We start from the raw sequence: 13,655 nt of genomic DNA, 5'->3' as shown, positions 1-13,655 counted from the left end.
ATGCTCCTATCTGGTCTGATGCCACGCTCGACCAACTCAAAATAAGTGCAGATCCTCTCGCAGATCTTTGTATGCGCGATTTGATTCTGAACGGCAATATCAACAAGGCTAATCAGATTTTGGCTCAGCTGGATACATATATAGCATGGCCCAATGATACCCCACCCAAATTACTGGCTTATTTAGAAGCCACGGCCAAACTGCCCGATGATGTGGATGCTGCCCGATTAGAACGGGCACAACAGTTTTTTACTACCTATGGCATTCCCTTTGGTATCAGCCTGATGTGCCGCTCTTTGCCTGTGCTTTATGCCGGCCGGGTGGGCGGGGCACAGGTTCTGGCGGCGACCGGGCAGCTTAGCGGGCACTTTGAGCGCCGTGCTTCTGAAACGCTGCGCTTTATTCTGAATGTAGCCGAGCCAGGCGGCCTTGATCCCGATGGCAAGGGCTTGCTGACGATTCGCAAAATTCGCCTGATCCATGCCGCAGTACGCCATTTTGCCCGCTCTAAACAGCGTGGTGCTGCAGAAAACTGGCATGCAGACTGGGGTGTGCCGATTAATCAGGAAGAGCTGATCGGCACCATGCTGGCGTTCTCACAACAAGCAATCGAAGGCTTGCGTCAGCTGGGGGTTAAGGTCAGTAAAGAGCAGGAAGAAGACCAGCTGTATTTATGGCGGGTAATTGGTGCCGCGCTCGGTATTCACCCTGAAGCCATGCCGGTGAATATTAATGAAGCGCGTGAAGTATGGCGGGCATTGCAGCGCCGTAATTTTGGCCCCTCTGATGCTGGTAAATTACTGACCAAAGCCCATGTGGCCTTTTTGCAATCCAACCTGCCCGATCTTGCTGCAGACCTTGTGCCTGAATTAATGGTCAAGCTTCTGGGCAGCCGTAATGCCAGCTATCTGGGGCTGAAAAAGCACAACAGCTGGAGCTGGATGCTGGATGTGCTGCGTTGGGTTTTCCGCTGGAAAAGCCGCCTGGCCAATAGCTCGCATACCGTAGAAAGCTTTATGCAGGAGTATGGCGAGCACTTTATGGAAGTTTTACAAAAACACTGGGCCAGCCCCTATTGCGGGCAAGCTTTTCAAATACCTGAACAAATGCGCCCATCCGCGGCACAGTGCCCCATGCTGCAGAGGAGCGAGGCATGATCTTGCTGAGTACAGGCAGCAATAATCCCGAAGCCTGGTTTAATACCATCAGTATTGATGGCAGTGTGTATACGCCGCTGCAACTGGCTTTTTTTGCTATAGGCTGCCTCTTGTGGGTAGTGGCTTATGTGCTGATCTTATTGCAGGCCAAACGCCATCAGTGCGTTGAAATGGCCGTGATTGCCGCAGCCAGTAACCTGGCATGGGAATTTGTATGGGGCGTATTGCTGCGCACCGATATGGGCGTATTTTTAGTCTGGACCTACCGGGCCTGGCTATTTTTTGACCTGTTTATTTTTTGGCAGGTATTAAAACTAGGCACAGGCCAATTTACCACGCCGCTATTTAAACGCTATTACCAGCCTATTGTGTGGTCTGGTGTTATTTTCTTTGTTTTATTGTATTGGACTATGGCGCTATCCGGTATTGAAACCCCTATCGGCGCACGCTCTGCCTATATCTGCCAGTTTATTATCAGCCTGCTCTGCTTTATTTTATTAGTACAACAACCCTCCACCATTGGTTACGCATGGGCGATCGCCTGGACGCGTACTTTGGGTACGGGTTTAGTTTCAATATTTATGTATCTGCATTATCCACACGATTATTTCATCTTAACCCTTGCTGTGGCTTCGACTTTATTGGATTTGGGGTATTGTGGGTATTTGTTGGGGTTGAGGCGTAATTTTAAATGTGAAGTTATATAAAATTAAATTAATTTATTATTCTATTAATTTTCTGCTTTTTCTGTTACTTAAATAAAACTTAGATATTGGCTGTAACTAAGATGTTTGTTTGGCTATTTTAAAGGAAACGTAGAAATGGAGAGGGAGATTGAAGCGTTAATTTGTTGGTATAAACAACAAAAAAGTGATTTTGTTTCTGTGACATATTTAGATAAAAGTACATTGATAAAAAAATATTTATCTCATATTCAAATTGGGATAAGGCTGAAATTATAGAAAAAGAAGTATCTTTAGCTATTAGTGCATTAGCTAAGCTTAAAACACAGCTTTCAATAAATGGTGTACCAATATCAAAAGGGGCGCTATTGATTATTATTTTGGCATTGAAAAATAGGACTGAGCATGTTTCAAATCAAGCAGATTTTTTTCCTGTTTTTTGTACTTTAATAATATTTAATTTTACATTTTTAACCATGGCTGTGCCTATTTTTATTAAATTGCTTTTTGCTTTTTTAATATTTATGGTGGTTATATTATTGTTGCAGAGTCGGCTTAAAATACGCCTTCATTTGGCGCATACTAAAGAGTTGATTAATATTTTAGAGCAATATAAAAACGAACATACTTAGATAGAAGCATTTAATCTAAAGAGAAGAAAAATGGAATAGAAAACGGTAAGTTTAGTTAGCCATTTTTTACAGTGTCTTACCATCATTCTTATCCACAAATTTTGTGTCATATTCGTTGTTTATCAACAAAATTTAAGATAAATGCTGACGTCAAGCTTGGAAATAGATACCATTTGTAATGGACTAATTGGTAGTGCGTATTCTGCACGAAGAAAAATAAAGGCCGTGATTTATCCTTGTTAGTTCAGCACGGGTTGCGATCAGCTCGGGATGGTTATTACAAACAGATTAAAAAGTAAAAATGAACTCAAAAGAAAAAAACAAAACTACCTCAAATGAATACTTAGAACTCTTCAAGGAACTCTGGCATAGGAAGTGGTTTGTTCTTAGGCGAATTATTTACCCACTTAAAGTTTTTATCAGCTGGATTGACTCTATTTTAGAGAATTGGTTTATTAGCAAAATAATATCGCCAATCTTTATAACTATCCCACCAGCCATAACATTACTCTACTATACAAAGAATCCTGCTAAAGATTGGATAGTGAAAAATTCGCCTCCACTATCACAATTTCTGAATGAACATGCAGCTACCATGTTGCTTTTCTCAGTTCTATGGTTGCCAATCTGGCAAAGGGTGAGAGATTTTATTAAATATGCAGGAAGCAGTCCTATTGAGGTATCTGCCAAGAATGTTACTTTACTCTTAGCAGCTTTCGAAAATATTGTTGCATTTAAGAATAAAAGATTTTCAGATGCCGCTCGACAAATAATAAGCGGGAAAAGTGATGCCGAGTCAATATTTAATTTAATTACTCAGCCCGAGTCGCAAATAGAGGAAACTGTTCAGCAAATCTACACTTACTTTGTTGCTTTCGACCCCCTGTCGAAATACAAAATTAATTTGGCAATAATTGATAATAGTGAAGTTAAGTTGATTAAGTTTTACTACCCAAGAACTGCTGAAGTCAGAACCCCAATTGATATATTAAACAATGAAAACTCTGGGATTAGAATTGCAGCACGAACTGGAAAAATGGTCATAATCGAAGATGTAGAGCATGAGCAATCTGCGCCTAAAGCGCGTTATGTCACATCACCTGACATTGAAACAAAGCCAGGATCTTTGATTTGTTACCCTATTAAATCTGGAATAAATTCTAAAGTTGTTTTCGTAGTTTCTATTTTTTGCGAAACGCCAAAAAAATTTAAGGAAGACAAAGAGTTTAAAAAGTACTACAACGAACTTTTAAAGCATTTTGGTGTCCGACTTACATTGGAACACAATCTTTTGGTTCTCAAAGGAGCAGTCAATGCGCAATCTTGATGAGATCGTTAGGCAAGCAAATTTAACGCTTAGCCTATATGAAGAGACAAAAAGCGACAAAAAAATACGCAGCGAAATAGAAAAATTAAAGAGGGAATCAGATGCATATCTTCACATACTACAAGAACTCAGTAGAATTGAAAAAACAATAGAGATAAGACACTTGAAACAAATAGCAGAAAGCGGTACTTTAAAAAAACGTCCTAAAAATTTCTTTATTTCTATGTTAAGAGCAAACTTACTTGGTGAATAACCTTGGTTGTTAATATTATGTTGAATAATCTGTATCGCACCTCGGCGTAGGGCGTAATCGCCAAAGGCATTACGCCGCAATTGGTGCAAAGATCATATCCCGCAAATTGAATCTTCAATCTTCACGGCCAATTGGCGTATTGCGTGCTTCGCGCCGAATACGCCCAACATCGCTAAGTTGGATAGCTAGCCTTTCCCCGCCAGCGCTCTTGCAATCTTATTTCTCGGCACTGTGGTACGCGGCACTTTTCCGCTGAACCACACCCGCACATCGTCATCCAGACCAATGCCGTGCATATAGTTGTACAGCGCTTTATTCAGCGCTACACCCAGCGCATCGTGATCGACCCCAGTTGGGTCGATAAAGCCGACGTCGTTTTTAGCGAACGTCACTTCGGGTAGCGGCAGCAGTTCGATGCCGTATTCTTCCGGGTTTTGGCCCACGGGCGAGTGCACGGTGCAGGCGAAGCGGTGGAAGAAGCCCGATTGGATGCAGCCCTCGGCAAACAGCTGACGCACGTATTCCAGCGCATCCACGGTGTCTTGCACGGTTTGTGTCGGGAAGCCATACATCAGGTAAGCGTGCACCAGAATACCGGCGTCGGTAAACGAGCGGGTGACGCGGGCGACCTGATCGATGGATACGCCTTTTTTCATCAGCGTTAGTAATCGATCCGAGGCGACTTCCAGCCCGCCGGAGATGGCGATACAGCCGCTATCGGCCAGCGATTGGCACAGCTCGGGGCTGAAGGATTTTTCAAAGCGGATATTGCCCCACCATGAAATCGCCAGATTGCGTTTTTGTAATTCTGCCGCAAGTGTTTTCAGTGCTTTTGGCGGGGCGGCTTCGTCGACAAAGTGAAAGCCGGTTTGGCCGGTCTCTAGAATAATTTCTTCGATGCGATCGACGAGGGTAGCCGCCGATGCGCCATCGTAACGCGAGATGTAATCAAGGCTGACATCACAAAAGCTGCATTTTTTCCAGTAGCAGCCGTGGGCCACTGTCAGCTTATTCCAACGCCCGTCTGACCACAGCCTGTGCATGGGGTTCAGCATATCCAAGAGCGACAGGTAGCGATCAATCGGCAAGCCATCCCAGGTCGGCGTGCCAACTTCGGCAAAGGCGATATCCGGCTCTACAAAGTTAATATATTTAACCACCCCATCGTTTCTGACAAAGGTGCGTACCAGGCGCTGCTGGCTGCGCTTGCCTGCCAGATGGTCGAGCAGCGCTAAGAGCGGGCGCTCGCCGTCGTCCAGCGTTACATAGTCAAAATAATCAAATACGCGCGGGTCAGACATCTCGCGCAGCTCGGTATTTACAAAGCCGCCGCCCAGCGCCAGCACGATGCCCGGAAACTCTGCCTTAATCACTTGGGCAATTCTGAACGCTGCGTATACCGCGCCGGGGAAGGGCACAGATACCAGAACAATGGTGGGCTGGTGTTTTTTAACCGATGCCAGGGTGAGCTCCAGCAGCGTGGCATCAACCAGATTCAGCGGCTCGCCCAGGGCTTTAGCCAGCGGATCAAAGCTGGGCTGGCTGGATGCCAGCGATTCGGCATAGCGCACAAATTCAAAACGCGGGTCGACCGCATCGCGCAATACATCGGAAATATCGTTTAAATACAGCGTGGCCAGATGCCGTGCCCGGTCTTGCATGCCGAGCGCACCAAACGCCCAAGCCAGCGGATCGCCGCCTTCGTCGTCCACATACACATCCAGCGATTCAAAGCGCGAGCCTTCAGGCAGAAACTGCCGCGAGCAAATTCGGTGGCCTACGGTGGAGTCTCTGCCTTGCAAAAAGGCAATTGCCGGGCCGATGGTAGCGAGGTAAAGATCAAACTGATCAACAAAGGCCTGCACCTGAAAGCTGCGCTGGCGAACGGGCATGGCATCGATACAGGCTTTGACGGCCAGCAAGCCTGTCTTAGAAAACAGCTTGAGTACCAGCGCCAGCGCTAAGTCTTCCTGCACCGCATCGATCTTTCTGGAGCGCAAAAAACCCGTGATATAGGCGGTGGAAGGGTAGGGTGTGTTGAGCTGAGTCATTGGCGGGATAACAGACAGCACGCGGGGCGTAGACATAGCAAAATCCAAAAAATACGCGCTAGGGCTGGGCCTGGCGCTAAACGCGCATTGTAACTCAGAGCTGCTTTGTTGGCTTGTAGGAGGGGAGGCGGTATTGAGTTTGCAAAGCCAAGCGTTAGATTGTGGGCAGAGATAGCGAACCCCAATGCTTACCGTAATAATGGTATCTTTGAGTTGCTGTAAAGAGCTTGTCATTGATTATGCTGAATTTAGTCTGGGGTTAATATGCTACATCGAAGATTGATGATCTCTTTAATACGTGTCTAAATATAGTTTATTCAAGGATTTCTTATCCTGAGGTAAATTTTTTGGAGATGTCCATATGAGCAACAAAAAAAATTATTTTGCTTTTTTTGCATCAATGTTAATTTGGATTGGTTGGGCAGAAGTGTTTTTACTTGAAATTATAAAAGAAAATATTAAAACTGCAAATTATTTAACCTTTTATATTTTGTTCGTGCCATTTTATGTTTTGCCAAGTGTAATACCATGTACGTTTTTATTGGCTGGTATTTTCTCTGTTATTTCTTTGTTGCCGGAAAAAAATAATCGTATATCATTTGATGTGCCATTGTTGGTATCTATTGGTTGTAGTTTTGTTTTTTATTTTATTTTTAGAATGTTTAATGAATGATTATTGTTTAATATAGATTTTTTTCTCTTATTTATATTAAATAAATATTTAAATTGCAGATCGAAAAATTTACGCTTCATAGATATGGGGAATTCCGTAAGGCGCGATCAATTTGGCTTTGTGTGATTTGTAGAGCGTTAATAAGTCTGGGTGTTTTTCCAGGTGCATTACGCCGAATGGCATGAAGTAAATCGTTGTAATGCGTCAGGCAAGGTAAACCTTGCACGCTCAGCTTATATGCACCCTACAAAATATATGACTTACGGACTGATATGATTTCATATCGCAGTGAGATTCAGTGAGTTTTAAATCCAGCAGGGTATTCTTTTCGATACCAATCGTTGACTTGCTCGTGATCGAGGCCAAAAAATTCTTTTGAGCGAGGGATCAGTACAAAGCCTGCGGCACAGATGGCTGCAATAAGGCTAAATGCCATATAAACGGTTGGGAGTGGCCAATGTAATAAGGCAATACCCGCTAAAGCTGGCCCAATTGTACTGGCCATTTGCGTACTCATTTTATTGACTGAGCTGATTCTTACTCTAAATTCTTTGGGTATGGCTAATGCGCGATGCGTGGAGCCCACCAGCACCATTAATGTATTGGCAAACCCTGCGCAAAAAAAAGCCACAATAAGTAAATAGGGCTGATTGCACAGGGCAACACAAGCAAGAATAAGGCCTTCTGAAATAGCTGCGAATACCCGAACGCGATAGCGGCCAAATTGATTGATAAGGAATGTTGCTAAATTGAAGCTGCCAAGCAGCATGCCGATGGAGATACTTGCTTCGCATGCACCGAGCCATGCAGCAGATAACCCAAGGGAATGCACTTTAAGCGGCACAAATAAATTAAATGCAGGGCCAATAAATATCCAGACAAGGAAATTAACCAATGTCCAGCCCCGCTCTAATGGCACTGTCCATTTTGCTTTGATTCCGCCCTGCAATTCAAGCCACCATAATGCGATTCCTTTTTTATTAGAGGCGATCCTCGTATTTATCGTTGGCGGTATTTTTCTGGCACTCAATATTGCAATGATTACCAAGCCCGAATAAACCCAAAGCGTGGCCGTGATGCCTGCCGTTGCAAGCAGGCCGCCGCCAACAATAGGCCCTAAGAAGCGGCCTGTTGAGGACGCTCTTTTTCGCAGCTGTAATGCATGGGCTAATTGCGCAGTGGGTATGAGTTCTGGTGTGATGGTTGTTGCAGCGCTATCGATAAAAGCATTGGCCACAACGGCAACTAGCCCTGCGGTGATAATGAGCCAAAGGTGATATCGATCAAAAGTTGCAATCAGGCAAAATAATAGCGCCGAGAGTGCCAGTGCAATAGTGCCTTGCACTAATTGCTTTTGTTTTGCATAGCGCTCGCAAATGGGGGCTGTTAAAGGCTGGAAAAAAAAGATAGCCATTGCCGTGATGCCGCCATAGATGGCTAAATCTTGTGCATTGCCTTTTTGAATAATCCACCACGGGATAGTGATATAAGTAATCATTAAAGCTAAGGTCATGAGCACATCAAAAACCAGAATCCCGCGTAATGCCGGATCTGCGCTGATTAAAAAAGACCTGATTTTTAGCAGGCTAAGTTGTGTGCTCATTTTTTGTCGTTTTAATGGGATGAAATATTAAGGAACCTCTGCACGAATCAAAAAAACCAGGTTGACACGCAATAAAATAAATTGCTTGTAAGGAGGTAAAAAAAGTATTTGCGCAGGGGGCCTTAAGGAAATGCTGATTTAATTAACTTTGTTATTGTCGCGCTTGGGCCTGTGCTTGAAGGCCGTATGACACAATGAATTTGTAGACCATTAATAAGGCCGGGTGTTTTTCCTGATGCATTATTCCGTATAGCATTTAGGAAATCAGTGCAATGCACTGAGCTTATTGACACTCTGAGAAACATACGCCTTACGGTTTTTTTGGTATAGAGCTAACATTTGGCGCTGCAGCTGGGCGATTGTCGGCCACATATGTATCCTCACCAACATAGCCGGGGGATACAACTGTAAGATAGCTTACGGTTGTTCCATTTTCGCCAGGGCAGCCCAGCTGACCAGTCCAACCCATAAGAAATAAATCGTCATCAAGTTTTACAACAGGGAAGGTAGATTCATCATAGTTGCAAACAACAGTGCTTATATATTTGGGGGCCAGTGCAGATGTTTTTTTTCATTAAATGCAAGAGCGTGGCTGGTAAGTGCTAATAGTGTTATTGCGAATAATATTATTTTTATATTATAAAATTTTCCAAAAAAATTGAGTTTAAAAAGTAAGCTTGCATGTAGCGTGACCGTAGCTTGGGTTGATTGGGAAATATCTTACGTGTACCGCGAGTAATGCTAAATTTTAGGTTACAGGTATGCCATTTCATTGGGGGATATAATGGAATATCCTTACTTAAATATTACCATGTATAAATAAATTACATCGGCATTTCCAATGCTTCACTCCCCATCCTACCCCTACAGTTTGTAGCGATATATTGCTTGAGCAGGCTGTCCCCTTTACTTTAAAGTAGTCCTTTGCTGCTTTTCCGGCTCCTTCCTCTGGTTTTTCTATGTCTGCTCCCAATACTTCGCGCGGGGTTTTGTTTACCGTGCTGGCCTTTATTATCTGGGGCCTGTTTCCGCTTTACTGGAAGTCTTTGCATGGCATTGATGCCTTGCAGATTATCTCGCACCGTATTGTCTGGTCTGGTGTTTTTGTGGCGGTGATTTTGCTGCTGCAAAAAAACTGGGGCTGGCTGTTGCCCGCGATTAAGAATCCCCGTGTGCTGGGTGTGTTTGCGCTGTCTTCATTGCTGCTGTCGCTCAATTGGCTGTTGTATATCTGGGCGGTGAATGAGAACCGCGTGGTGGATGCCAGCCTGGGCTATTTTATTAATCCGCTGATTAATGTTTTGCTGGGCAGATTGTTTTTGGGTGAGCGCTTAAGTGGCTCGCAAAGCTTTGCCGTAGGCCTTGCTGCCATAGGCGTGCTGTGGATTACCATTGCAGCGGGCACTTTGCCGTGGATTGCGCTGTGTTTGGGCCTGAGTTTTGGCGTGTATGGCTTGCTGCGTAAAAGAGCCAGCCTGCCATCTTTGGAAGGCCTGGCTTTAGAGACGTTCCTGATGGCGCCTTTTGCGCTGTCGGCACTGCTCTGGTTTCAGTTTCACGGGCAGGGCGCGCTGGGCAATATCAGCTGGGGTACTGATGCTTTACTGATGGGGGCGGGGGTTGTGACGGCTTTACCGCTGCTGATGTTTGCTTCAGGGGCCAGAACACTGAAGCTGGCTACTGTGGGCGTTATCCAGTATATCGGCCCAACGCTGCAATTATTGCTGGGGGTCTGGCTGTATCAGGAGCCCTTTGGCTCTGACCGGCTGATTGGTTTTTCTTTGATTTGGGCGGCGCTGGGAATTTATTCGGCATCAGGTTTGATCAGCTATTGGAAATCCAGCCGCCTGGCTGAGCAGTCTTGATGATTTGGTGCTATTTGCAGGCCGGGTAAAATCCGCCCTGCAATATTGTCTATTTTCCCTTTTCCAACAGCTTTCTCACCGGTGTTGGTAATCCTAACTCCAGTGCTTCGGCCTTGCTGAACCAGCCCAGATGGTCTTCGTGGGTAAGGGCTGTCTGGCTGATCACACTGCCGGGCAGCGGAGTGATGGTCAGGCGAAAATGGGTGAAGACATGGACGAAATCTTCCCCTGCGCTGTCAAACTCTACATTTAGCCCAAAGCGCTGCTGGCAGGCGCTGCTGGCGTCTAAGGTGGAGGTGGCTTCAGGCAAACTCCACAGGCCACCCCAGATGCCGCTGGGCGGGCGGCGTTCCAGCAGGATTTTGCCGCTGCGCTCTACCATCATCAGCACGGTTTGCCGCTCTGGCGATACTTTTTTTGGCTTGGGTGTGGGCAGCCCGGCTTGGCGGCCTTGCTGGCGGGCGATGCAATCGGCCTGCACCGGGCAAGCCATACAGGCTGGCTTTTTGGGCGTGCAAATGGTGGCACCTAAATCCATCAGGCTTTGGGTGTAGCGCTCTATGCCACTATCAGGCAGCAGATTTGTCGCCAGCTGCCACAGCTCTCTTTCAACTGCCTTGGTGCCAGGATAGCCGCTGATGCCTGCCCAGCGGGCCAGTACGCGCTTTACATTGCCATCCAAAATGGCGGCTTGCGCACCAAAGCTGAATGCGGCAATCGCCGCTGCTGTGGATGGCCCCACACCAGGGAGTTCGGCCAAGAGGGCGGGTGTACGCGGAAACTGGCCTTCAAAGCGCTCCATCACCATTTGCGCGGCTTTATGCAGATTGCGGGCGCGGCTGTAGTAGCCAAGGCCGCTCCAGCGAGCCAGCACATCGTCTGAGCTGGCCGCTGCCAGGCTGGCTACATCGGGAAAGCGTTCTAAAAACTGCTGGTAATAGGGGATGACGGTGGAAACCTGCGTTTGCTGCAGCATAATTTCGCTGAGCCAAACTCGGTAGGGGTCAGACACCTGCCAGGGCAGGTTGTGGCGGCCGTGCACGGCCTGCCAGGCGATTAAACGCTGGGAAAAATCGCTCATTTATGGGGTTTTTCTGCTTTTTTAGGGGTGGATTTTTTAGCTGCGGCTTTTTTATCCGCTGCGGCTTTCAGTTCGGCGGTTTTTTTTGCCTCGGCTGTTTTTTGTGCCAGTGCTTTGCGTTTGGCAGCGGCCTCTGCTGCCTGGGCTTCAGATTCAGCTTTTTGCTTGAGCAAAATTTGTTCTTTCAGGCTGGCGTAATCAATATGGTATTCAGGTGCATTTAAGGCACCAGACACCGTAATGGGCAGGCTCAGGCCAGACAGTCCTTTTAGTTCGGGTACTTTGGGGTTGGCGCTGGCGTTCATATTGTAGTTAATGGCATTGCTGTTTAAATCCAGCGTGCCACCGCCAGTAAGCTTAAGTATGCCCGCTGTAACGGCCAGATCATTATTGCTGGCAATGCCATGCTTAAGCGTTAATGTAGAGCGCAATTCGCTGAAGGATGTTTTGGCATCCAGATTCAGAGAGGGGCTGGCTTCGCCGTTCATTAAGCTGATCTGGTGGCTGGCTGTACGCAGCAGTGCTTCAAGGTTAATCCCGCGCAGCGTGCCCTGATTAAGTAACAGCCGCACATTTCCGCCTGCAGTCCGGCGTAAATCGCTGAGCTGATTACCTACGGCTGCTACGTCTAAATCCATATGGCCGCGGCCTTCAAAGCGGCTGGTATCAATCACATCGGCAAGCAGCGTATTGATGTTCATATTCGCGAGTTTTTGCTGTACACGGAAAGAGGCGTTCTTTCTGCTGGCATCCACTTCCAGGCTGCCAGTCAGCTGGCCTTCGTAGAGCGTAGCGGCTAAAGGATCTAAATTGAGCTTGCGATTTTTGGCAGCAAATTCCAGCGATATATCGTTGATATGCAGTTTTTGCATCGCCAGCTCACCAATTTTAAGCTTGCCGCTGGCATCCAGATTATTGAGCCACCAAAAATCAAACGGTTTATCCGGATTTACTGTTTTTGCACCCGCTGCAACAACGGGCAAATAGGGCGATAAATCGAGCTTATTCAGATCAATATCCACTGCGTAATGGGGGCGGACAAAATCAGTAACTTCGATCTGCGCTTTTACGGGTGATTTATCCAGCTGGCCCTGGCTGTTCAGGCTTAATGATTCAGCTTGTAAATTAAGCGTGCCTGCCCCGGTTAAATCAAGGCCAATTGCACCGCGCGGTAAATTACGGTTGGTATAGCTGCCACTCAGGCGGTAGGCAGGCAGCCTTGCGATACTGCCATTGAGTAATTCCAGCGGGCTGGCAAATGAAAGCGCTAAGTTTTGTTCCGGGCTGTGCAGTTTTACTTCAAAGCTGGCCGTTTCGGTACGCAGCAAGCCCTGCTTCAGCCCTGCCAGGGTAGGAATGGTTGCTTTCGCACTTAGCTGGCCGCTGGGGCTTTGCATATCTACATTTAATTTCAGGCGGTTCAGGTTTACGGCTTCTTTGGAAAGCAGAATCTCTGGCACATCCAGCTCGCCTTTCCAGTGCTGCCCGGCGCGCTGGCCGGATATATTCAGCTTCAGCTCACCGCCCTTAAAGCGCAGCGGTTGCCAGCCATAGACCAGATTACCCACGGTGCTTACTTTTACATCTTGTAAGCGAAGCTCGGGCGAGCTGCCGCCTTTTTGCTCCAGCTCCAGCAGTAAGTCAGCCACAAGTAAGCGGTTGTCGGCCTCGTGATAGCGCATGGCAGCGCTTGCACTGAGCGCACCCTGCCATTGCACCGGCCTGTCGCCATCGCCAATCAGCAGCATGCCGTCCAGATCCAGATGCCCGGCTTTGGAATCGGATAAGTTTTTCATGGTGAGATTAAGCCGCGACAGGCGCAGGCTTTCACCTAAAAATTCGTCAGAAAGTTTGAATGATGCCTCGGTAAAATGAACCGTATCAAGCGAAAAGCTCAGCTCTTTGGTCTGGGATTTAGGCGTCAGCAAGTCTTCAAAATTATAAGTGCCATCTTCGCGGCGGATTACATTGAGCGCTGGCTTTTCAAAATCAAGCGCTTTGATTTTTCCTTTACCGATCAGCAGGGGCCAGAGACTGAGTTCGACCCGCACCCGATCGGCATGAGAAAAAATAGTTGTTTCGCCAGGCTCAGTCAGCGTGACATTATCTAAAAGCAATGCGGGTTGAGGGAGCAAGACAAAACGGGCATCTCCACGTATGGTTAGCTGCCGTTTGGTGTCTTTTTCCAGAATACTGCTCAGTTCACTTTTGATCAGATCAAAAGAAATAAAATACGGAAGCGTGCCAAGCAGCGCCACAAGCATGACGAGCAAAAGCAGGCAAATTCGGAAGGGGCGAGAATGTCGCCAATCTATAGTAGGACGATGCAT

At 46.7% G+C, this 13,655-nt stretch carries 11 protein-coding genes; 7 read left to right on the top strand and 4 right to left on the bottom strand.

What is annotated here, in order from left to right:
- Positions 1-71 precede the first annotated feature (71 nt).
- The 5 genes from HA050_RS11320 to HA050_RS11300 all read left to right on the top strand — a co-directional run bounded on the left by HA050_RS11320 (position 72) and on the right by HA050_RS11300 (position 4,052).
- On the top strand, positions 72-1,157 hold the full coding sequence (locus tag HA050_RS11320) for an oxygenase MpaB family protein (RefSeq protein WP_166825958.1): 1,086 nt from the start codon (positions 72-74) through the stop codon (positions 1,155-1,157).
- Positions 1,154-1,864 (top strand): transmembrane-type terpene cyclase, encoded by a 711-nt coding sequence (locus HA050_RS11315; protein WP_166825955.1) that lies wholly within the window; start codon positions 1,154-1,156, stop codon positions 1,862-1,864. Before HA050_RS11320 ends, HA050_RS11315 begins: the two co-directional genes overlap by 4 nt.
- A gap of 344 nt (positions 1,865-2,208) precedes the next feature.
- Positions 2,209-2,472, top strand: a complete 264-nt coding sequence (locus HA050_RS11310) for a hypothetical protein (RefSeq protein WP_166825952.1) — start codon at positions 2,209-2,211, stop codon at positions 2,470-2,472.
- A 301-nt stretch (positions 2,473-2,773) separates the two neighbouring features.
- Positions 2,774-3,799, top strand: coding sequence for a hypothetical protein (locus HA050_RS11305; RefSeq protein WP_166825949.1), 1,026 nt, complete (start codon positions 2,774-2,776; stop codon positions 3,797-3,799).
- Positions 3,786-4,052 (top strand): hypothetical protein, encoded by a 267-nt coding sequence (locus HA050_RS11300; protein ID WP_166825946.1) that lies wholly within the window; start codon positions 3,786-3,788, stop codon positions 4,050-4,052. Before HA050_RS11305 ends, HA050_RS11300 begins: the two co-directional genes overlap by 14 nt.
- Before the next feature lie 185 nt (positions 4,053-4,237).
- On the opposite strand, the gene HA050_RS11295 is transcribed toward HA050_RS11300, so the two are convergent.
- Positions 4,238-6,139 carry a B12-binding domain-containing radical SAM protein gene (locus HA050_RS11295; protein WP_166825943.1) on the bottom strand — a complete coding sequence of 634 codons (1,902 nt, stop codon included), beginning with the start codon at positions 6,137-6,139 and terminating at the stop codon, positions 4,238-4,240.
- Positions 6,140-6,464: 325 nt separating this feature from the next.
- Here HA050_RS11295 and HA050_RS11290 point away from each other — a divergent pair, with 325 nt between their 5' ends.
- Positions 6,465-6,776 carry a hypothetical protein gene (locus HA050_RS11290; protein ID WP_166825941.1) on the top strand — a complete coding sequence of 104 codons (312 nt, stop codon included), beginning with the start codon at positions 6,465-6,467 and terminating at the stop codon, positions 6,774-6,776.
- 295 nt (positions 6,777-7,071) lie between these two features.
- On the opposite strand, the gene HA050_RS11285 is transcribed toward HA050_RS11290, so the two are convergent.
- Entirely contained in the window at positions 7,072-8,379 is a 1,308-nt protein-coding gene (locus tag HA050_RS11285; protein ID WP_205836411.1) for an MFS transporter, read from the bottom strand.
- Between the two features lie 959 nt (positions 8,380-9,338).
- Between HA050_RS11285 and rarD the strand changes: the two genes are divergently transcribed.
- The gene (gene rarD, locus HA050_RS11280; RefSeq protein WP_166825940.1) at positions 9,339-10,244 is read left to right on the top strand and encodes an EamA family transporter RarD; all 906 of its coding nucleotides are present in this window, start codon (positions 9,339-9,341) and stop codon (positions 10,242-10,244) included.
- A gap of 49 nt (positions 10,245-10,293) precedes the next feature.
- Here the strand turns inward: rarD and mutY are convergent, their stop codons facing one another.
- Positions 10,294-11,325 (bottom strand): A/G-specific adenine glycosylase, encoded by a 1,032-nt coding sequence (mutY, locus tag HA050_RS11275; protein WP_166825938.1) that lies wholly within the window; start codon positions 11,323-11,325, stop codon positions 10,294-10,296.
- On the bottom strand, positions 11,322-13,655 hold the full coding sequence (locus tag HA050_RS11270) for an AsmA family protein (protein ID WP_166825936.1): 2,334 nt from the start codon (positions 13,653-13,655) through the stop codon (positions 11,322-11,324). The genes mutY and HA050_RS11270 overlap by 4 nt, the downstream gene beginning before the upstream one ends.

This window comes from Iodobacter violaceini (assembly GCF_011601265.1).
GTDB lineage: Bacteria > Pseudomonadota > Gammaproteobacteria > Burkholderiales > Chitinibacteraceae > Iodobacter > Iodobacter violaceini.
The sequence above is the reverse complement of the archived record's forward strand: the minus strand, read 5'-3'. Positions and strand labels throughout refer to the sequence as shown.

Coding starts and splice junctions, on each gene's coding strand:
- HA050_RS11320 (WP_166825958.1), top strand. CDS start 72: ATGCGCGATTTGATTCTGAACGGCAATATCAACAAGGCTAATCAGATT.
- HA050_RS11315 (WP_166825955.1), top strand. CDS start 1,154: ATGATCTTGCTGAGTACAGGCAGCAATAATCCCGAAGCCTGGTTTAAT.
- HA050_RS11305 (WP_166825949.1), top strand. CDS start 2,774: ATGAACTCAAAAGAAAAAAACAAAACTACCTCAAATGAATACTTAGAA.
- HA050_RS11300 (WP_166825946.1), top strand. CDS start 3,786: ATGCGCAATCTTGATGAGATCGTTAGGCAAGCAAATTTAACGCTTAGC.
- HA050_RS11295 (WP_166825943.1), bottom strand. CDS start 6,139: ATGTCTACGCCCCGCGTGCTGTCTGTTATCCCGCCAATGACTCAGCTC.
- HA050_RS11290 (WP_166825941.1), top strand. CDS start 6,465: ATGAGCAACAAAAAAAATTATTTTGCTTTTTTTGCATCAATGTTAATT.
- HA050_RS11285 (WP_205836411.1), bottom strand. CDS start 8,379: ATGAGCACACAACTTAGCCTGCTAAAAATCAGGTCTTTTTTAATCAGC.
- rarD (WP_166825940.1), top strand. CDS start 9,339: ATGTCTGCTCCCAATACTTCGCGCGGGGTTTTGTTTACCGTGCTGGCC.
- mutY (WP_166825938.1), bottom strand. CDS start 11,325: ATGAGCGATTTTTCCCAGCGTTTAATCGCCTGGCAGGCCGTGCACGGC.
- HA050_RS11270 (WP_166825936.1), bottom strand. CDS start 13,655: ATGCATCGTCCTACTATAGATTGGCGACATTCTCGCCCCTTCCGAATT.